Raw genomic sequence first — 19,498 nt, 5'->3', positions numbered from 1 at the left:
AGGAGTGAATCCGTGAACGGTCCCCGCCCTGGTAGCTGGCTGCCGGATCCCGAAGGCCGCTACGAGTACCGCTGGTGGGACGGGCAGGCCTGGACCGACCAGGTGTCACACCAAGGCCAGGTCGGCCGGGCGCCGCTGGGCGGGCCCCCGCCGGGAAGCGGCGCGCCCGCGTCGCCGGCCGCACCCGAGCAGCCTCAGCACCAACCTCAGCACCAGGCCCAGCATCAGGCCCAGCCGCAGCCGCAGGGCGGCGACGGATTCGCCGGGATCACCGGCGATCTCATCGACGGCCGGTTCAGCGAGAAAGAGTCGGCCGCGATCGCGAACCAGAACGACCGGATGCTGCGGGTCCGCCTCGGTGAGCCCTTCATGGCCCGCCAGGGCTCGATGGTGGCCTACCAGGGCAACGTCGACTTCGCGTTCGAAGGTGGCGGCGCGAGCAAGTTCCTCAAGAAAGCCCTCACCGGCGAAGGTCTGCCGCTCATGCGCTGCCAGGGGCAGGGCGACGTGTTCCTCGCCGATCAGGCCAATTACGTACACCTGCTGCACTTGACCAACTCAGGCCTGTCGATCAGCGGCAAGAACGTCCTCGCGTTCTCGTCGAGCCTCGACTGGAACATCGAGCGCGTCAAGGGCGGCAGTATCGCAACGGGTGGTCTGTTCAACACGACGTTGCGCGGCAGCGGCTGGGTCGCGCTGACCACCGACGGTCCCCCGGTGGTGCTCAACGCCGGCGAGGCGCCCACGTTCGCCGACACCAACGCCGTGGTGGCATGGTCGTCGCACCTGCAGACCCAGCTGAAGACCAGCTTCAAGGCAGGCGCGCTGATCGGGCGCGGCTCGGGCGAAGCACTGCAGGTGGCATTCCATGGCAACGGCTTCGTGATCGTCCAGCCTTCCGAGGGATTGACCATCCCGGTTCAGTGACGACGTCCGCCTGGGACACCGGCGTCGAGAGCGACGGCTATGCCGGGCATCCCGGCTTGCGCTACCGCGGCGCACCGGGCTCACCGGCCGAGTTGATCGGCGCCACTGCTCATTTCACCGATCGCACGTTCTTGGTGCACGGTGCCCGGCGAATCACCTACAGCGGGTTTCGCCGGGCACTCGGGCCTGCCGCCGAGTACTTGACGGGCCTGGGCGTCCGGCCCGGCGACCGAGTACTGCTGTTCGGCTTCAACAGCCCCGAATGGGTTGTCTCGCTGTGGGCGCTGTGGCTCACCGGCGCGATCCCCGTGCTCGGTAACCGGTGGTGGGGCGCCGCGGAGATCGAGCACGCCGTGACGCTGTTGCAACCACGCCACGTGCTGACCGACAGCGGGTCTGTGTTCACCGCGCCGACGAGCGCGCTGAGCGACCTCGCGGCGGCCATCGACAATCCCACCGAACAGGAACCGGAACCGGGACCGCAGCCCGATCCCGACGACCCCGCCCTCATCCTGTTCACGTCCGGCAGCTCGGGCATGCCGAAAGCCGTTGAACTGAGTGGTCGTTCGGTGATCTGCAACCAGCAGAACATTCTGGGCCGTACCAATCGCTTTCCGGATCTGATTCCAGCCGACGCCCCACAGGTGGTCAGCCTGGCCACCACGCCGATGTTCCACATCGGCGGGCTGTCGAGCCTCGTCACGCACTTCCACACCGGCGGCCGGATCGTGTTGGGGCAGGGCCGCTTTGACCCCGGGCAGATCCTGCGGCTGATCGAAGCCGAGAAAATCCAGATCTGGGGCGCGGTCCCGACCATGGCCGTACGCCTGCTGGAGCACCCGGACTTCGATCGCTTCGATCTGACGAGCCTGCGCTCGTGGCCGCTGGGCGGCGCCCCGGTGTCACCAGAGCTCCTGGATCGGATCCGGGTCAAGCTGCCCAACCTGCGCCGACGCGGCCTGAGCAACACGTGGGGTATGACCGAGGCCGGCGGGTTTCTCACGGTCGCCGACGGGCGCGATCTCCTGGACCGGCCCGGAACGGTCGGCAGGCCGTACCCGGTCGTCGAGCTGCGGATCGACGCGCCTGACGAGACCGGGACAGGTGAGGTGCTGGCCCGCTCCCCCACCGTCATGCGCGGCTACGTGGGCGGATCCGAACCCATCATCGACGCCGAAGGTTGGCTGCACACCGGCGATCTCGGCCATCTCGACGCAGACGGCTATCTCTACATCGACGGTCGACGCAAGGACATCGTGATACGGGGCGGCGAGAACATCGCCTGCCCGCACGTCGAAGCCGCGCTGACGACACATCCCGCGGTGGTCGAAGCGGCGGCGATCGGGCTGCCACATCCCGACCTCGGGGAGGAGCTCGCGGCCGTCGTCGTCTACCGGGACGGCGACACGCCGCCCACCGAGGATGTGTTGCGCCACCATCTGTCCGGCCTGTTGTCGTCCTTCGCCATCCCCACTCGTTGGCTCATCCGTACCACGCCGCTGCCCACACTGGCCGGTGAGAAGATCGACAAGAAGTCCTTGGCGGCCGAATTCCCTTCCGCCGGTTAGAGTCTCGCCGCGAGTCGAGCGTCCAGGTGTCGCCCACGGTCGAGCGCGTACAGCGCCAGGGCAGAAGCCACGCCGACTCCCATCAGGCCGAGCCACACCAGCTCGGCCAAACCGGCCGCACGGGCGGCGCCGATGACGGTTCCGGTCGCCACGTTGCCGAGCAGGATTCCGACGCCGACGATCGTGTTGTAGAAGCCGTAATGCGTGGCGACCAGACGGTCACCCGAAAGCGCCACGACCGTGTCCATCTCGAACGGGAACACCGCCGCCGAACCGAGCGCCAGCAGCGCGGCGGCGAGGATCAGCGCCGCCACGGCCACGGGTGAACCGAACCGCCCCGCATCGGGCACCACCGCCAGGGGCACGAATGCCACGGCCAGCAGCAACAACCCGACCACGAGGCTGCGGCCACGCCCCCAGCGGGCCGAGAACCATCGCGTGATACGCAACTGCCCTGCCACCGCGACCAGACCCGACACCACGAAGAGCGCTGCGACGAGGCCGGATTCGGATCCGGGCCACAGCACCGCGGCCTGCAACGGCAACGCGAGGTACACCTGGAAGGACAACACGTACGACCCGATCATCGCGACGGCGAACAGCAGGAAGGATCGGTTCGCCACGACACTGCGCCAATCCTGCAGGACCGAGCTGCGCTCAACCACAGGTTCGGCCCGGTGCCCCGGCAACGCGAACAACTGTGCCACCGTAAGGATCGCGAAAACCCCGGCAGCCACACCGGCTGTCGCGCGGAAATCGAACGCCAGCAGTGCCATTCCGACCAAAGGGCCGAGCAGGATGCCGGCTTGATAGAAGACATTGAACGTGGCGAATGCCTGCAGGCGGCGCTCGCCTGCGTCGGCCGCGAGGTAGGCCCGCACCGCCGGATTGAACAGCGCGCCGGCGAATCCGGTTGCCGCTGACGCGATCAGCATCGCCGGTAGCGTGTCGGCCACCACGAGCAGGCCGAATCCACCGGTGCGCAGCAGGCAGCCGGCCACGATCAGCGGCTTGTACCCCAGCCGGTCGGCCAAGGTTCCCCCGACGATGAACATGCCCTGCTGGGAGAAGTTACGCACGCCCAGGACCAGCCCCACCGCCCACGCGGCCAGCCCGAGCGGACCGGCGAGGTAGCCTGCCAGGTAAGGCATCAGCATGTAGAAGCCGAGGTTGATGCCGAACTGGTTGACCATCAACAACCGGCTGGGCAGGTCGAAGCTGCGGAACTGGGTGATCAGACCGGTCATCGCGGCACCGCCATGGGATCCACGACCGTCGTGCATCGCGTCCACGATCCGACCACCCGGTCACCCGGCCGGTCGATCACCTCGGGCTCCCGCGGCGGCGGACCGTCCAGCAGGCCGTGTTCGCGGCAGTAGTCGTCGTTGTAGACGGTGTCGAAATAACGTTGCGGGCCATCCGGGAAGACCGCGGCGATCGTGGTGTCGGCCGGGTGGTTTCGCGCGGCCCAGCCGGCGACCACGCTGACCGCGCCGACACTCCAGCCACCGCTCGCGTAGTAGGTCGACGCGAGGGTTCGGCATGCCCACACCGCCTCGGCAGGCGCGATCCAGTGCACTTCGTCGAACGCCGCATAGTCGACGTTGCGGGGATAAATGCTCGAGCCGAGGCCGCGCATGATCCGCGTGGCCGCCGGCTGGCCGAAGATCGTCGAACCGATCGTGTCGACGCCGATCAACTTGAGCCGTGGGTTGGATTCCCGCAACACGCGGGCCACCCCGGCGGAATGACCGCCGGTGCCCACCGAGCAGACCAGCACATCGATCCGGCCGAGTTGCGCGGCGAGCTCGAGCGCCAGCGGGCGATATGCGTCGACGTTGTCGGGGTTGTTGTACTGATCGGGATACCACGAGCCCGGGTGTGCCGCGAGCAGCTCGGCGACCCTGTCGCGGCGGGCCTGCTGCCATCCACCCGTAGGGTGTGGCCTGGTGACCGGCTCGATGTCGGCGCCGTAGGCGGTCAGCATGCGCGCGATGATCGGCTCAAGACCCGGATCGGTCACCAACGTCACCGGATGGTGGTAGACGGTTCCGGCGAACGCCAGGCCGAGTCCGAGTGTGCCGCTGGTCGATTCGATGATCCTGGCGCCGGGCTTCAGGTCGCCGCGGCTACGGGCGCGTTCCACCATGTGCATGGCGGGCCGGTCTTTCATGCCGCCGGGGTTGTAACCCTCCAATTTGGCCCAGAATCCGCGGCCGTCGCCGGTGAAGGGCGCGGAGATCCACAGGGCCGGAGTGTGTCCGACCATGGTGTTGGGGCCGCGGTTTCGCCGCAGGCCGGCATGTGTTGTGCGGTGGTCTTTGAACAGGACGTGGTTCATGCGTCATCGTTTCTGTATTCGTGCCACGGCGCGCGTGGCAGCCCGTCTGGACAGCGTTGGGCGGTGTGCCGCTTGGCACGTGCCCGGCGCTGCCGATCAGCGGCGCGAGATACAGAACCGGACGAGTCGCGCTCGGCCGGTGAGGGTGGGGGCCTGGCGATCGGGCGGCCCCCGTGACGGTCCTACGGCGAGGCAACCCGTAAGCAGAGCGCAACCGATACCGATGGCCACCAGAACGAGCAGCGACAGAACCGTCGCCGCACGTGGAAGTACGACATTGGCGAACGTCTCCGGTGCGTGTGGAGCACTGTTGTCGTCAGCGTGCGGGTGGTCGACGACGACTGCTAGATGATCGCCGATGGCTGCCGCAACGGCGTGTGGATGGTGTACCGCATGTTCATGCGACGCAGGCTTCCACTCTCCTGCGATGGCCAGGATCAAGCACGCCATCGCCGCCACGACCGCGATCATTTGAATCGACGCAACCGCAAGCTGTTGCTGACCACGAACACCGACGAGAAGGCCATCGCGGCACCCGCCAGCATCGGGTTCAGCAGACCGGCCGCGGCCAGCGGCAATGCGGCGACGTTGTATGCGAAGGCCCAGAACAGGTTGCCCTTGATGGTGGCCAAGGTCTTGCGCGACAACCGAATCGCGTCAGGGGCGGCGCGCAGGTCACCACGCACGAGGGTGAGATCGCTGGCCTCGATGGCGACGTCGGTTCCGGTTCCCATGGCAAGGCCGAGGTCGGCCTGTGCCAACGCCGCGGCGTCGTTCACCCCGTCGCCGACCATCGCGACCACGTCGCCCTCGGCCTGCAACCGCTTGACCACATCGACCTTGTCCTTGGGCAGCACCTCGGCGTAGACCTCGTCGATGCCGACCTGGCCGGCGATGGCCTTGGCCGCCGCTTCGTTGTCTCCGGTCAGCATGATCGGCTTGAGCCCGAGTGCGCGCAGTTGGCTGATCGCCTCTGCCGAGGTCGGTTTGACCGCATCGGCCACCACGAGGACACCGCGCGCCTTGCCGTCCCACCCCACGGCGACAGCGGTGCGGCCCTGCGCCTGCGCGTCGTTCAGCGCGTCGGTGAGCTTCGGCCCGAGCGGTTGTGACCAGTCGGACAGCAGGCGGCTGCGGCCGACCACGACACCGTGTCCGTCGACAACCCCTTGCACGCCAAGGCCTTCGACGTTGGTGAAGCCTTCGACCTGCGGCAGGTCACCGACTTTGTCCTTGGCGCCCTTGGCGATCGCGCGGGCGATGGGATGTTCGGAGGCGTCCTCGACGGCACCGGCCAGGCGGAGAACCTCGCCGGGTTCCTCGTCGTCGGCGACGATCACGTCGAGCAGTGTCATCGTGCCGGTGGTGACGGTTCCGGTCTTGTCGAGCACGATCGTGTCGACCCGGCGAGTCGATTCCAGGACCTCGGGCCCCTTGATGAGGATGCCGAGCTGCGCGCCGCGGCCCGTGCCGACCAGCAGCGCGGTGGGTGTGGCGAGTCCGAGCGCACATGGGCAGGCGATGATCAGCACGGCCACCGCCGCGGTGAACGCCGCGGCGACCGATCCCCCGGTGCCGATCCAGAAGCCCAGGGTGCCCACTGCGAGCGCGATGACGATCGGCACGAACACGCCCGAGATCCGGTCGGCCAGCCGCTGCGCCTGGGCCTTGCCGTTCTGCGCGTCCTCGACGAGGCGGGCCATCTGCGCGAGCTGGGTGTCAGACCCGATCCGGTTGGCGCGCACCACGAGCCGGCCGCCGACGTTGACGGTCGCCCCAACCACCTGATCGCCGGGCGCCACCTCGACGGGCACGGATTCGCCGGTGAGCATCGACGCATCCACGGCTGATGACCCGTCGACCACCACGCCGTCGGTGGCGATCTTCTCACCGGGCCGCACCACGAACTCGTCGCCGACGGCCAGTTGGTCGATCGGGATGCGTTGCTCCGCACCGTTTCTGCGCACCGCGACGTCTTTGGCGCCGAGTTCGAGCAGTGCCCGCAGCGCGGCACCCGCGCGGCGCTTTGATCTGGCCTCGAAGTACCGGCCGGCCAGGATGAACGTGGTGACGCCCGCGGCCACCTCAAGGTAGATGTTGCCGCTGCCGTCGGTACGCGATATCGCCAGGGAGAACGGATGTGTCATACCGGCGACACCCGCGGTTCCCCAGAACAACGCATACACCGACCACCCGAACGCCGCGATCGTGCCCATCGAGATCAGCGTGTCCATGGTGGCCGTACCGTGGCGCAGGTTGAGCCACGCCGCGCGGTGGAACGGGAGCGCGCCCCACACCACCACCGGCGCAGCCAGCGTCAGCGAAAGCCACTGCCAGTTGGTGAACTGCAGCGCCGGAACCATCGCCATGGCGATCACCGGCACGGTCAGCACAGCCGACACGACGAGCCGGGTCCGCAGTGCCCGCAATGCCCCGGTGGGGTCGTCCTCGTCAGCCGCCTCGGCGGTTGTCTCCGCTTCGGGCAGTTGCGCGGTGTAGCCGGCGGTTTCGACGGCCTCGATCAGCTGCTCGGGGGTGATCTCGCCCGCGACGTCGACGTGCGCCTTCTCGGTCGCGTAGTTCACGGTCGCGGTGACCCCGTCGAGCTTGTTGAGCTTGCGCTCGATGCGGGCCGCGCACGAGGCGCAGGTCATCCCACCGATCTGCAGTTCGACCGTCATGGCGACTCCTCTCAGTGGCTGTGGTCGTGCCCGTCGGGCGCGGTCTCCTGCTGCCCGGTGGCCGGCACGGATACGGTGAATTCGGCCGTTCGCACCACGTCGCGGTGCTTGAAGTCCAGATAGAGCCGGTACTCACCGGCGCTCGGGAAACTGGTGTGGAACCCGATCCCCGGACCGGCCGGGGTGGCCGGGTCGGCGGGGTCACCCATCGGATGCACGTGCAGGTAGTCGAGGTCTGCGGCGCGCAGCGCGACGAGGTGACCGTACGCCCCGAGATAAGGCTGCAGGTCGGTGACGGGCTTTCCGTCACGGCTGACCGAGAGCGTGAGTTCGGACGACTCGCCCGCCGTCGGCGCACCGGCGAGGGACACGGTATAGCCGTCGACGGTCGTCGTCGTGGCCGGCGGCGGCAGCGGACGCGGCCGATAGTCGCCTGCGACACGCAGATCGGCACCGAGGGTCGTCGCGTCGCCGCCCCGCGGGACGAAATCGGCGAATACGCGATAGTCGCCGGCCTCGGAAAAGTTCAACGGGATGCTCCAGGTGCCGGTGTCATCCATGGTCGGGTGTACGTGTTGATACCCGGCGAGGTCGCGTCGCACCACGATGAGGTGCAGTTGTTTTTCATGGCTTTCGACGTATTCGGTCACCGCGGCGTTCGAGCCGTCGGTGATCCGGAACCGCACCGGCACCTGCTTGCCCGCTTGCACGAGCGGTTGCGCGAGTTCCAGCGTGTAGGCATCTTGCGCGTCGGTGGCCACCGGCTCGGGGTGATCGGCCGGTGTGCTCACCGGTGCGTCGACCGGCCCCCACAGCGTCCCGAGCCCGAGTGCGACGGCAACACCACCGCGAGGGCCGCGTTGTACGCGGCGATCTTCTGGGGCGCGTTCATGGCGTGACTCAGCTCGCTACCTGGTAGCCGGCTTCGGCGACGGCCTCGGCGATCGCGCCTTCGTCCAGCTCGGTGTCGCTGGCGATGGTCACGAGGCCGGTTGCGAGGTCGACGTCGACCGTGGTCACGCCGGGGATGCTGCCGACCTCTTCACGCACCGAGCTTGCGCAATGTCCGCAGGTCATGCCGGTGACGGTGACGGTCTGGGTGCTCATGCGGTTCCCTTCTGCAGTCCGATCTTCGTTGTCCAATTCATACTATACCCCCCTAGGGTATTAACGTGGGCTCTCATGCACCATAAGGGAGTGGATCGAATACCGGGCGGCTACCGTGCCCTCGTCGTCGACGACGAGGTCCCGCTCGCCGGAGTCATCGCGAGCTACCTCACGCGCGAACAGTTCGAGGTCAGCATCGCCCACAACGGACATGACGCCGTGCGGCTGGCGCGTGAAGTCGACCCTGACGTCGTGGTGCTCGACCTCGGCCTGCCCGGCGTCGACGGCGTCGAAGCCTGCCGCCAACTGCGCACGTTCTCCGACGCCTATGTGGTGATGCTCACCGCGCGCGATACCGAGATGGACACGATCGTGGGCCTGTCCGTCGGCGCCGACGACTACATGACCAAACCGTTCAGTCCGCGTGAGCTCGTCGCCCGCATCCGCGCGATGCTGCGCCGGCCCCGCACCACGACGCCGGCCGCCGACGCCCGCGTGTTCGGACCCCTGCGCATCGACGTGGCCGGGCGTCAGGTGTTCATCGACGACGAGCCGATCATGTTGACGCGCACCGAGTTCGATGTGCTTGCCGCGTTGTCGGCCCGGCCCGGCGTGGTGCTCAGCCGTCGTCAACTCCTCGAAACCGTCTGGGAACCGACCTATGTCGGCAACGAGCACCTCGTCGACGTTCATATCGGTCACCTGCGCCGCAAACTCGGTGACGATCCGGCCGCGCCGCGTTTCGTGACGACGGTCCGCGGCGTCGGGTACCGCATGGGTAGCGGGCAATGACCGCCAGACACCGCCCCGGCCTCGGTGCGCGGCTGTTGCTCGCGCAGGCGCTGGTGCTGGCCATCGGGGCTGCGACGATCGGGCTCGTGGCCGCGATCGTCGGGCCGCCGCTGTTCCGTGAACATCTGCACCGGGCCGGCGTCTCGGGGCCGTCCGCCGAGCAGATGCACGCCGAAGAGGCCTACGTCTACGCCACGCTCATCTCGGTCGGCGCCGCCCTGTGTGTATCGGTACTCGCCGCGCTCGTCGTCACCTGGTACTTCAGTCGGCGGCTGCAGCGGTCGGTCACCGACGTTGCCCGCGCGGCGACCGCCGTGGCCGACGGGCACTTCGACTCGCGGGTGCCACCCCCACACCTCGGTGACGACTTCGACACCCTGGCGCGTGCGTTCAACCAGATGGCCGGCCGCCTCGAGGCGGTCGATGCCGGCCGTCGGCAACTGTTCAGCGATCTGGCGCACGAGATACGCACTCCCATCTCGGTTTTGGAGGCTTACTTCGAAGCGGTCGAAGACGGGGTGAGAACGCTTGACCCCGAAACTGTTTCGATGCTGCGGGCACAAACCCACCGACTGGTCCGATTCGCCGACGATGCCGCCGCGCTCGCGCACGCCGAGGAGAGCCAGGCCACCTTCACCCCCGTCGCGGTTTCGGTACACAGCGTGGTGGACAGTGCGGTGACCGCAGCACATGACCGGTTCGACACCAAGGGCGTGACACTCGAGTCTCACATCGCACCGGAAGTGCCACGGCTGTGGGCAGATCCACATCGGCTCGGGCAGGTGCTGGGCAATCTGCTCGACAACGCCCTGCGGCACACCCCGCCCGGCGGCCGCGTCTCGATCGAAGCCCGCGGCCACGACGGCACCGTCACGCTCAGCGTCGCCGACACCGGCGAAGGCATACCCGCCGAACACCTCCCACACATCTTCGAGCGGTTCTACCGGACGGACACCGCACGCGACCGCGACCACGGCGGCTCAGGCATCGGCCTGGCCATCGCCAAGGCACTCGTCGAAGCCCACCGTGGCCGCATCAGCGTCGAAAGCACGGGTGCTGGAACCACATTCACCATCACCCTGCCCGCCGACGGCTAAAGCGAGCCGAGCAGGCCACGCATGGTGTCGATCTCCTGCTGCTGCGTGGTGACGATCGTGCGAGCCATCTCGACGGCATCAGGGAACTGACCGCCGTCGATTTCGTCCTGCGCCATGGTGATCGCCCCTTCATGGTGCGCGATCATCTGCGTGAGGAACAGCTTGGCGGCCTCGACACCCTGCGCGTTCTGCAACGCGGTCATGTCGGCCTCCGACATCATCCCCTGCATGCCGGCCATTCCCCCGGACATGTTGCCGTGGTCCATGTTCCCGTGGCCCATATCGCCCGACGACGGTGACATGGGCGGCATCGGCGGGTTGCCCCACTCGTCGAGCCAGCGCTGCATCTGCTCGATCTCGGGACCCTGCGCGCCCTTGATCTGGGTCGCCAGGTCTGTCACCCGCGGGTCGATGCCTTGCTTGGCCAGCAGCATGTCGCTCATCTCGACGGCCTGCTGGTGATGCGGAATCATGTGCTGGGCGAACATCACGTCGGCGTCGTTGTGCGCCTGGGACTGCGCGCTGACCTCGCTGGACGCGGTGACCGATGCCGAGGGACCGGCCGCCGTCGGTTGGGTTTCGCTGGTGTTGCTACAGCCGGCTGCCACGGCGACCGCGACGAGTGCGCCTGCGCCGACCAAAGTTGTTCGTTTCCACATGACTCCGAGCCTGCCGACTGTCGATGTGGCTGCCCTCGTCGTTCTGTGAAGATTCGATAAAGGCTCAGGTCTGCGATCGCGCGCGGAAGAGCTTGACGTCGCCCTTGATGCCCTTCAAATGGCGCGCGCCGGCGAAAGACCAGGTGAACCGGTCGGGATCGCCGATTGCTTCGCGCGTGGACTCGGCCACCAGCACCGTGCCGGGCCGGGCCACACCCGTGACGCGGCTGGCCAGGTTCACCGGGCTGCCGAACCAATCGCCGGCCCGGCTCACCGCGAGCCCCGATGCCACACCCACGCGCAGCCGCGGGAAATCCTCATCGGTTTCGGTGGCGTCCACGAGCGCCAGCACGGCATCGAGCAGCGCGGCCGGACGGGGGCTCACGAGCATGACGGCATCCCCGATCGTCTTGATCAACCGCACCGGCGGCACGGCAACCTCCCGCGCGGCCTCTGCCAGCCGATTGGCCAGTCGCTCAAGGTCTTCCGGTGGGACCACCTCGCCGAGCCGCGTGAACCCGACGATGTCGGCGAACGCGACGGTGACCAGCCGCGCGCCGGGCAGCGGCATGCCCTCCTCACGCTCGGTCGCGTTGACGGCCTCGGTCTCCATCGCGTGGCGCAGCTGGACGAACAGCAGATCCTGAATCATCGGCCCCAGCAGCGGAGCCGCCTCGGCCACCAGGGCTTCCGACGCCTGCGCGGTCTCCAACTCCGTGGCCCCCGGCTCCAGCACGGCTGCCAGCGCGGCATAGCGCATCACCTCGGCGGCGCGGCTCAGGCCTTCGGAGAGCACGCGGTTGATCAGGACGATCTGGTCGGGGTCGACCCCGAGTTCGATGAATCGCTGCGCGAAGGCCACCGCCTCCGCGTCCGCGCGCAACAACACCGCGGCGTCCGGATCCTCGACCGTCGGTAATCCCATCGCCCGCTGCAGCCGCTGCAACAGTTCGAGGTCGATGCCGCTCTGCTCGCTGATCTCGCGCGCCGAGACATAGCTCCCGTCATCGCCTGCAACTCGTCGTGATGCCAGCAGCATCGGGTTGATGGCGTCGCGGATCTGGTCGGCGCATATGCCGCGGGCCAGAAGCCAGTCGATCAGCTCGGCGCGTTCGGCACGCGCGTCGCCCTCCAGGCCGTCGAGCAACCCCGCCGTATCGAGCTCGGTCTGTTCAGACACCCCGTCACGGTATCCCGCGGGTCGCCCGCACGGCCGGCGCCGTCGAAGAGGTGAGAAGCGTTGACAGGTCTTGGGGATAGCGCACGTCGACGGCCACCGAATCCCCGAAGCGGTACGGCTTGCCTGCCACCAGACCGACGAACTGCTTGCGCAGGCGCGACATCTCGGCGCGGACCGTCACCACGCGCGACCGGTCACCGTAGAGGTCCTCGGCGAGTTCGGGCGCCGACCGCCCTTGCGGACAGGTGGCCAGCACCAGCAGGATCTCGGCGTGTCGCGTGGAGATGCCCCGCCGCCAGCTGCCGAACTGGCCCACCATCTCCAGCGACGGTTCGTTCCCGTCCCGTAGATCGAGGGTCACCCGCGACACCATGGGGCTGGATTCGGCGTCACTGGTGACCCGCACCAGCCAGCCGTCCGGCAGCGACTCCACGTCACACATGCCCAGCGGCGGGATCCACACCCGCCCCGGCATGCCGTTCTCCGGCAAGAGGATTCGGTTGTGCAGCGGTAGTGAGTCCACCGCCGCGACCCACCCGTGCGGATCGACCGCGAGCGCGGGACTGCCCATCCGGGCGAGGATTGGCGCCGACACCGTACGCAACCGGTTGAGGGTGCGGTCGTGTGCTTCACGCAGTTTCGACTCGGCCAGCCGGGCCACCAGATCGACGAGTGCGACCGTCGTCGGGTGCACTGTCGCGGCGGGGCCGGACACGTCGACGATCCCGATCACATGACCGGTGCGCGGATCGCGGATCGGCGCACCCGCGCACGTCCAGGGGTGGTGGCTGCGCAGGAAATGCTCGGCGGAAAAGATCTGTACCGCGCGGTGGGAGGCCAGCGCCGTTCCGATGCCATTGGTACCGACCGAGCTCTCACTCCACGACGCGCCCTCGATGAAGCCGAGCCGGTCGGCGAAATTGAGCACGCGCGGCGAGCCGGAACGCCACAGCACCCGGCCCCTGGCATCCGCTATGACCAGGATGTTGTCACCCTCCTCGATCACGGACTCCAGCCCGCGCGAAACGTCGTCGAGGACCGTCAGCAACCCCGAGGACTGCCGCAGCATGTCCAGCCCGCTCGTGTCGATATCCGGCGGAGAATGATGCTCGGGATGAATACCCTTGCCCAGCAGCCGATTCCACGAGTCGGCGATCAGCGCGCGCGGCCGCGCCGGCGCCCGGGCTCCCGACATGGTGGCGTCGTACACCTCGGACAGCAGCATGGCGTAGCGCCGCGGGTCGTCGCCGGGCGCGACCGCGGGCTCAGGTACTGATGAACCGGCCATCACCCACGATTGTGCTCCACGTCACAAGTTAATGCCGACTCGCCCTACCGGTACACCAGGCCGCCGTCGATCAACCCGGCCTGCCCGGTCATGTACGCCGCATCGGGCCCGGCCAGATAGGAGACGAATCCGGCGACGTCATCGGGGGTTTCCGGCCGACCGAGCGCAATGCCGCCGACGTACTGCTTGAACGTCTCGCCGACCTCGGCGCCGGTCAGTTCGGCGAACCTCTTGTCGATCTCCACCCACATGTCGGTGCCGACGATGCCCGGGCAGTACGCGTTCACCGTGATGCCCGCCGACGCGTACTCCTTGGCCGCGGCCTGGGTCAGCCCGCGCACCGCGAACTTGCTCGCGCTGTACACGCCGAGCATCCCGAAACCGTCGTGACCGGCGATCGACGACGCGTTGATGATGCGGCCGGGTCGGCCGAGCTCGATGAACTTCGCCGCGGCCGCCTGGATGCCCCACAGCACGCCGTCGACGTTGATCGACCACACGCGCGCGACCTCGGCCGGTGTGACATCGGCGATCGGCCCGACCAGGGCGATGCCTGCGTTGTTCACCATCACGTCGAACCCGCCGAGTGCGTTCGCGGCGTGCTCGACCGCGGCATACACGGCGTCGCGGTCGCTGACGTCGGCGACGAACGTCGTCGCCTTGGAACCGATCGCAGATACCTCGTCGGCCACCGCATCGATGCCGTCGCTCGCCACGTCGACCAGCGCGACGTCGGCGCCGTCCCGAGCCAGCCGCAGCGCGATCCCGCGTCCGATCCCCCGGCCCGCGCCGGTGACCAGCGCGACCTTGCCCTCAAGTGACATGTGTTCTCCTATTTGGTTTCTGGATCAGTTGGCGGGATCGACGAGAACCTTCATCTTGGTTCCCGCATGCAGGGCCTCGAACCCTTCGTCGATGACGTCGTCGATGCCGATCGGCGTCACCCAGCCCGTGGTGTCATACACGCCTTGCGACATCAGCTCGATGACGGCTTCGAAGTCGGCGGATGTGTAACACAGCGAGCCTTGGATCCGGGACTCGTTCATCACGAGGTTCAGCAGCGGGGTGGTGAGCGGTTTCTCGTAGATCGCCACGCTGATCGTGGGCTTGCGGGCACCCACACTGGCCGTCGCCGCCTCGATGGCCGGCGCGACCCCGGCGGCGTCGAACGCCGCGTCGGCCCCGCGGCCATCGGTGTGGTCGGCGATGAAGGCGGGGACGTCGATCTGGGTGGGGTCGAGGGTCTTGGCTCCCAGCGCCTCGATCGCCGCGCGCCGGGTGGGCGACGGCTCGGACACGAACACCGAGTCGAGACCCTTGCCGCGCAGTGCGAACCACAGTCCGATGCCGATCGGGCCGGCACCGAAGATTACCGCGGTGTGCAGCGGACCCACCTCGCCGAGGGTGGCCGCGTGATAGGCCACCGACATCGGTTCCACGAGCGCACCGAGCTCCAACGACACGTTGTCCGGCAACCGGTGCAGCATGTTGGTGGGCACGACGGTGTATTCGGCCATGCCGCCGTCGGACATGAGCCCGTGAAAGCCGATCTGCTGGCAGATGTTGTACGTGCCGGCCCGGCAAGGTCCACACTTTCCGCACCGGTAGATCGGTTCGACGGCGACCCGGTCCCCCGGCGCGAAGTCGGTGACGCCCGGGCCGACGTCGGTGACGGTGCCCGAGAATTCATGCCCCATGGTCAGCGGTAACTGCTGGCCGGTCAGTGGATGCGGCTCGGTCGGCACAAAGATCGGGCCCGCATAATATTCATGCAGGTCAGTGCCGCAAATCCCATTGAATCCGACCTTGAGTTTGACGGTGCCCGGCCTCGGTTGCGGCTCGGGAACGTCGGCGACCTCGACCTTGTTCGGTCCGTAGTACACGGCTGCTTTCATGTGGCTGTTCTAGGTGACGGGCAACACACGCCGTAAGAGTTGCAACCCGTTGCGCCTTGTTTCCGCAAGCAAACAGACGTCTCCCTGCAACCCCGTGCAACCCTTGTCGCAACCTTGCCGCGCAGTGTGCGCTAGGCCACATGACTCAGACCACCGTTGCACCGCTGGCCACACTGTCACCGCAAGAGCGGGTCGACGCCTGGCTGGCCGAATTCGAGGCCGCGCTCGCCGCACGGGACATCGACCGTGTCGTCGACAAGTTCGCCACCGACAGCTTCTGGCGGGACCTCGTCGCGTTCACCTGGAACATCAAGACGGTCGAGGGACACGAGGGCATCGGCGACATGCTGACGGCACGCCTGCACGACACCGACCCGTCGGGTTTTCGCACCAGGGAGACCCCGACCGAGGATTTCGACGGCGACTCCGTCATCACGTCGGCGTTCATCGAGTTCGAGACGGCAACCGGCCGCGGCAACGGACATCTGCGGCTCCGTGACGACAAGGCCTGGACGCTGCTGACGACGCTGCAGGAACTCAAGGGTCACGAGGAGCGCAAGGGCGCCACCCGCCCGCTGGGCGCCGTGCACGGCTCCGACCCCGACACCCGGTCGTGGGCCGAGAAGCGGCTCGACGAAGAACTGACGCTCGGCTACACCGAGCAGCCCTACATCGTGGTGATCGGCGGCGGCCAGGGCGGTATCGCGCTCGGCGCCCGGCTCCGTCAGCTCGGCGTGCCCGCGATCGTCGTCGACAAGCACGAGCGGCCCGGCGACCAGTGGCGCAAGCGCTACAAGTCGCTGTGCCTGCACGACCCGGTCTGGTACGACCACCTCCCCTATCTGCCGTTCCCGGCCAACTGGCCGGTGTTCGCGCCGAAGGACAAGATCGGCGACTGGCTGGAGTTCTACACGCGTGTCATGGAGGTGCCGTACTGGAGTTCCACGACGTGCCTGTCCGCGTCCTACGACGAGAAAGAGCAGCGCTGGACGGTCGAGGTCGACCGCAAGGGCGAACGCGTCACGCTGCGGCCCGTCCACCTCGTGCTCGCGACCGGCATGTCGGGTAAGCCGAACATCCCGGTGCTGCCCGGGCAAGAGCTGTTCCGCGGCGATCAGCACCATTCGAGCCACCACCCAGGTCCCGATCGGTACGTGGGCAAACGCGCCGTCGTCATCGGTTCCAACAACTCCGCACACGACATCTGCAAGGCGCTCTACGAGAACGACGTCGACGTCACGATGGTGCAGCGGTCCTCGACACACATCGTCAAGTCGGACTCACTGATGGAAATCGGCCTCGGCGATCTGTACTCCGAGCGCGCAGTCGCTGCCGGGATGACCACCGAGAAGGCCGATCTCACGTTCGCGTCACTGCCCTACCGCATCATGGCCGACTTCCAACGGCCGATCTACGACGCAATTCGCCAGCGAGACAAAGACTTCTACGCACGCTTGGAAGCCGCCGGCTTCGACCTCGACTTCGGCGACGACGACTCCGGGCTGTTCATGAAATACCTGCGCCGCGGCTCGGGCTACTACATCGACGTCGGCGCCTCGGACCTGATCGCCGACGGCAGCATCAAACTGGCGCACGGGCAGGTGGACCGGCTCACCGAGAACTCGGTGATCCTCGCCGACGGCACCGAACTGCCTGCCGACGTCGTCGTCTACGCGACGGGGTTCGGCTCGATGAACGGCTGGGCCGCCGACCTTATCGGTCAAGACGTGGCCGATAAGGTCGGTAAGGTCTGGGGGCTCGGCTCCGGAACCACCAAGGATCCCGGCCCCTGGGAAGGCGAACAACGCAACATGTGGAAGCCGACCCAACAGGAAAACCTGTGGTTCCACGGCGGCAACCTGCACCAATCACGCCACTACTCACTGTATTTGGCGTTGCAGCTCAAGGCCCGCCATGAAGGGCTCGCGACGCCGGTGTACGGCCTGCAGGAGGTCCATCACCTGAGCTGACGACCACACGACATGGCGCCCCGGACGTGACACCCCCACTCCGTTCGGGGCGCCCGCGTGTGTGGTGGGTTGTGGTGGGTGGTTGTGTTGGCCGCCGATTGTCGGGCGCGCGATTGTCACGCCAGCGTGGCAATCGCAGCCCAGCGCCACTCCCACGTGACAAACGCGCACCACACCCAAAGCCAAACCCCCGCCACACCGCCGTTTGTCACGCTAGCGTGGCTATCGCGGCCGAGCGCCACTCCAACGTGACAAGCGCGCACCACACCCACAGCCAACCCCCCGCCACACCGCCCACTGTCACACCAGCGTGGCTATCGCGGCCGAGCGCCACTCCCACGTGACAAACGCGCACCACACCCACAGCCAAACCCCCGCCACACCGCCCACTGTCACACCAGCGTGGCTGTCGCAGCCGAGCGCCACTCCAACGTGACAAGCGAGCGCCACTCCAACGTGACAAACGCGCGCCCGGGTATACAGACAAGGTGCGTCGTTGGTTGTGGGGTGTGGCCCTGGTTCTGGTCGTGATAATCGCGGTGACGGCCGGCGGGTATTGGGTGTCGAATGCGCGGACGTTCCAATTGGCCGGCCGACTGGTGGACCGGGTCGATACGACGGACAAGGTGGTGGCGCTGACGCTCGATGACGGCCCAACCGATCTGACGCCCGAGGTGTTGAAGATTCTTGCCGACGCCCATGTGCCTGCGACGTTCTACCTCACCGGCCGTGAATTGGAAGCAGCACCCGCGCAGGGCATGGCCATCGCTGCCGCCGGCCATGAAATCGGCAATCACAGTTATTCGCACCGGCGCATGGTGTTGATGTCACCGGGCACAGTGGCAGACGAAGTCGAACGCACCGATGCCGCGATCCGGGCCACTGGCTACAAAGACCTCATCACGTTCCGGCCGCCATACGGCAAGAAGCTCTGGGCCCTACCGCATTATCTGTCCGAGCACGGTCGTATTTCGGTGACCTGGGACGTCGAACCCGATTCTGCAACCGGGGCTGACGCGGACGCGATCGTGGCGCAGACACTCAAGAAGGTTCGGCCCGGGTCGATCATCCTTCTGCACGTCATGTACGGCAGCCGCGAAGCCTCGCGAGCCGCGATTCCCCGCATCGTCGACGAATTACGCTCCGACGGTTACCGATTCGTCACCGTGTCCGAATTGCTGAAGTCCGGTGGCTGACATTCTGTACGGGCTGGCGCCCATTGCCGACGCGCGATCGCGCGTGCTGATCCTCGGCAACATGCCGAGTGCGATGTCGCTGGCCAGTCAGCAGTACTACGGCAACCCGCGCAACGCGTTCTGGCGGATCACCGCCGATATCCTCGGATTCGATCACCAGGCACCATATTTGGAACGTGTTGCGGCGTTGCAGAACCACGGCATCGCCGTCTGGGATGTCCTGCGATCCTGCCGGCGGGTCGGCAGCCTGGACTCGGCGGTCGAGCGGGACAGCATGGTACCCAATGACTTTGACGCCTTCTTCGCGAAACATGACCGAATCACAAGGCTGGTGTTCAACGGCGCCGCTGCCGAGGCGAACTATCGTCGCCTGGTGGCCGAGCCGTCGATGCCGACGGTGCGGGTTCCGTCGACGAGCCCAGCTCAGACCATGCGGTATGCGGACAAGCTGGCCGCATGGCGCGCCGCGCTCGCAACTTAGGCAAGGCCGTCGACGACGTCCTTCGCTTCCTTGAGACCTAACCCGGTCTCGTCACGCAGCAGCTTGATCGCCGCGATCTTGTTGCCCTGCAGTGCAAGCTGGCGCACCATGTGGCTGGCCACCACCTCGGTAGACCCTCCGACGGGCGTCGGCGCGACCGGATGACCCGCGGCTGAGGCGGCACGTTCGAGCGCGGCGACTCGCCGCTCCAATGCATCTATACGGCGCTGCAGGTCGCCGTCGGAGCTTCCGAAGAGTCCCATTGAGGAAGTGTGACACGAATCGACTTGTCGGCGCCTCGTGGAATAATCGCACA

The 19,498-nt window shown here is 67.3% G+C and carries 18 protein-coding genes and 1 pseudogene; 7 read left to right on the top strand and 12 right to left on the bottom strand.

The genetic code is table 11. From position 1 onward, the window contains the following. Positions 1-12 precede the first annotated feature (12 nt). Positions 13-927, top strand: a complete 915-nt coding sequence (locus ACOI2T_RS09990; protein ID WP_409503092.1) for an AIM24 family protein — start codon at positions 13-15, stop codon at positions 925-927. Next, positions 924-2,495, top strand: coding sequence for a class I adenylate-forming enzyme family protein (locus ACOI2T_RS09985; protein WP_409503093.1), 1,572 nt, complete (start codon positions 924-926; stop codon positions 2,493-2,495). Before ACOI2T_RS09990 ends, ACOI2T_RS09985 begins: the two co-directional genes overlap by 4 nt. Here ACOI2T_RS09985 and ACOI2T_RS09980 read toward each other — a convergent pair. The 6 genes and pseudogenes from ACOI2T_RS09980 to ACOI2T_RS09960 all read right to left on the bottom strand — a co-directional run bounded on the left by ACOI2T_RS09980 (position 2,492) and on the right by ACOI2T_RS09960 (position 8,624). Continuing rightward, a complete protein-coding gene (locus ACOI2T_RS09980; RefSeq protein WP_409503094.1) occupies positions 2,492-3,742 on the bottom strand; it encodes an MFS transporter in 1,251 nt (416 codons plus the stop codon). The genes ACOI2T_RS09985 and ACOI2T_RS09980 overlap by 4 nt on opposite strands. Continuing rightward, the gene (locus ACOI2T_RS09975; RefSeq protein ID WP_409503095.1) at positions 3,739-4,836 is read right to left on the bottom strand and encodes a PLP-dependent cysteine synthase family protein; all 1,098 of its coding nucleotides are present in this window, start codon (positions 4,834-4,836) and stop codon (positions 3,739-3,741) included. Before ACOI2T_RS09975 ends, ACOI2T_RS09980 begins: the two co-directional genes overlap by 4 nt. A gap of 96 nt (positions 4,837-4,932) precedes the next feature. Beyond that, the gene (lpqS, locus tag ACOI2T_RS36415; RefSeq protein ID WP_479681030.1) at positions 4,933-5,286 is read right to left on the bottom strand and encodes a putative copper homeostasis (lipo)protein LpqS; all 354 of its coding nucleotides are present in this window, start codon (positions 5,284-5,286) and stop codon (positions 4,933-4,935) included. 17 nt (positions 5,287-5,303) lie between these two features. Next, entirely contained in the window at positions 5,304-7,517 is a 2,214-nt protein-coding gene (locus tag ACOI2T_RS09970; protein WP_409503096.1) for a heavy metal translocating P-type ATPase, read from the bottom strand. Positions 7,518-7,528: 11 nt separating this feature from the next. Then, positions 7,529-8,409 (bottom strand): annotated as a pseudogene (locus ACOI2T_RS09965) (hypothetical protein). Between the two features lie 8 nt (positions 8,410-8,417). After that, positions 8,418-8,624, bottom strand: a complete 207-nt coding sequence (locus ACOI2T_RS09960) for a heavy-metal-associated domain-containing protein (RefSeq protein WP_067850963.1) — start codon at positions 8,622-8,624, stop codon at positions 8,418-8,420. Between the two features lie 75 nt (positions 8,625-8,699). On the opposite strand from ACOI2T_RS09960, the gene ACOI2T_RS09955 reads away from it, so the two are divergent. Beyond that, positions 8,700-9,416: a response regulator gene (locus ACOI2T_RS09955; RefSeq protein WP_067850961.1), complete on the top strand. Its 717-nt coding sequence runs from the start codon at positions 8,700-8,702 to the stop codon at positions 9,414-9,416. Next, entirely contained in the window at positions 9,413-10,513 is a 1,101-nt protein-coding gene (locus tag ACOI2T_RS09950; protein ID WP_409503097.1) for a HAMP domain-containing sensor histidine kinase, read from the top strand. The genes ACOI2T_RS09955 and ACOI2T_RS09950 overlap by 4 nt, the downstream gene beginning before the upstream one ends. Here ACOI2T_RS09950 and ACOI2T_RS09945 read toward each other — a convergent pair. From ACOI2T_RS09945 to ACOI2T_RS09925, 5 genes are all read right to left on the bottom strand, one after another. Further along, positions 10,510-11,172 carry a DUF305 domain-containing protein gene (locus tag ACOI2T_RS09945; protein ID WP_409503098.1) on the bottom strand — a complete coding sequence of 221 codons (663 nt, stop codon included), beginning with the start codon at positions 11,170-11,172 and terminating at the stop codon, positions 10,510-10,512. The two genes, ACOI2T_RS09950 and ACOI2T_RS09945, sit on opposite strands and share 4 nt — an antisense overlap. Positions 11,173-11,236: 64 nt before the next feature. Then, positions 11,237-12,352 (bottom strand): adenylate/guanylate cyclase domain-containing protein, encoded by a 1,116-nt coding sequence (locus ACOI2T_RS09940; protein ID WP_409503099.1) that lies wholly within the window; start codon positions 12,350-12,352, stop codon positions 11,237-11,239. Positions 12,353-12,356: 4 nt separating this feature from the next. Next, entirely contained in the window at positions 12,357-13,640 is a 1,284-nt protein-coding gene (locus tag ACOI2T_RS09935) for a GAF domain-containing protein (RefSeq protein WP_409503100.1), read from the bottom strand. 44 nt (positions 13,641-13,684) lie between these two features. Continuing rightward, positions 13,685-14,464, bottom strand: coding sequence for an acetoin reductase (locus ACOI2T_RS09930; RefSeq protein WP_067850951.1), 780 nt, complete (start codon positions 14,462-14,464; stop codon positions 13,685-13,687). 24 nt (positions 14,465-14,488) lie between these two features. Next, on the bottom strand, positions 14,489-15,535 hold the full coding sequence (locus tag ACOI2T_RS09925) for a 2,3-butanediol dehydrogenase (protein ID WP_409503101.1): 1,047 nt from the start codon (positions 15,533-15,535) through the stop codon (positions 14,489-14,491). A gap of 140 nt (positions 15,536-15,675) precedes the next feature. On the opposite strand from ACOI2T_RS09925, the gene ACOI2T_RS09920 reads away from it, so the two are divergent. The 3 genes from ACOI2T_RS09920 (at position 15,676) to ACOI2T_RS09910 (ending at position 19,182) form a co-directional block, all read left to right on the top strand. Further along, positions 15,676-17,505: a flavin-containing monooxygenase gene (locus ACOI2T_RS09920; protein WP_409503102.1), complete on the top strand. Its 1,830-nt coding sequence runs from the start codon at positions 15,676-15,678 to the stop codon at positions 17,503-17,505. Positions 17,506-17,993: 488 nt separating this feature from the next. Continuing rightward, a complete protein-coding gene (locus ACOI2T_RS09915; protein ID WP_409503103.1) occupies positions 17,994-18,701 on the top strand; it encodes a polysaccharide deacetylase family protein in 708 nt (235 codons plus the stop codon). Then, positions 18,694-19,182 carry a DNA-deoxyinosine glycosylase gene (locus ACOI2T_RS09910; RefSeq protein ID WP_409503104.1) on the top strand — a complete coding sequence of 163 codons (489 nt, stop codon included), beginning with the start codon at positions 18,694-18,696 and terminating at the stop codon, positions 19,180-19,182. Before ACOI2T_RS09915 ends, ACOI2T_RS09910 begins: the two co-directional genes overlap by 8 nt. Here the strand turns inward: ACOI2T_RS09910 and ACOI2T_RS09905 are convergent. Continuing rightward, positions 19,179-19,445 (bottom strand): ribosomal protein L7/L12, encoded by a 267-nt coding sequence (locus ACOI2T_RS09905; RefSeq protein ID WP_067850941.1) that lies wholly within the window; start codon positions 19,443-19,445, stop codon positions 19,179-19,181. The genes ACOI2T_RS09910 and ACOI2T_RS09905 overlap by 4 nt on opposite strands. Between the last annotated feature and the right edge of the window lie 53 nt (positions 19,446-19,498).

Source organism: Mycolicibacterium wolinskyi str. Jessa 2025, from assembly GCF_049241375.1.
GTDB classification, from domain to species: Bacteria; Actinomycetota; Actinomycetes; order Mycobacteriales; family Mycobacteriaceae; genus Mycobacterium; species Mycobacterium wolinskyi.
Note: the sequence above shows the minus strand (reverse complement) of the source record. Positions and strands in the feature narration are given on the sequence as shown.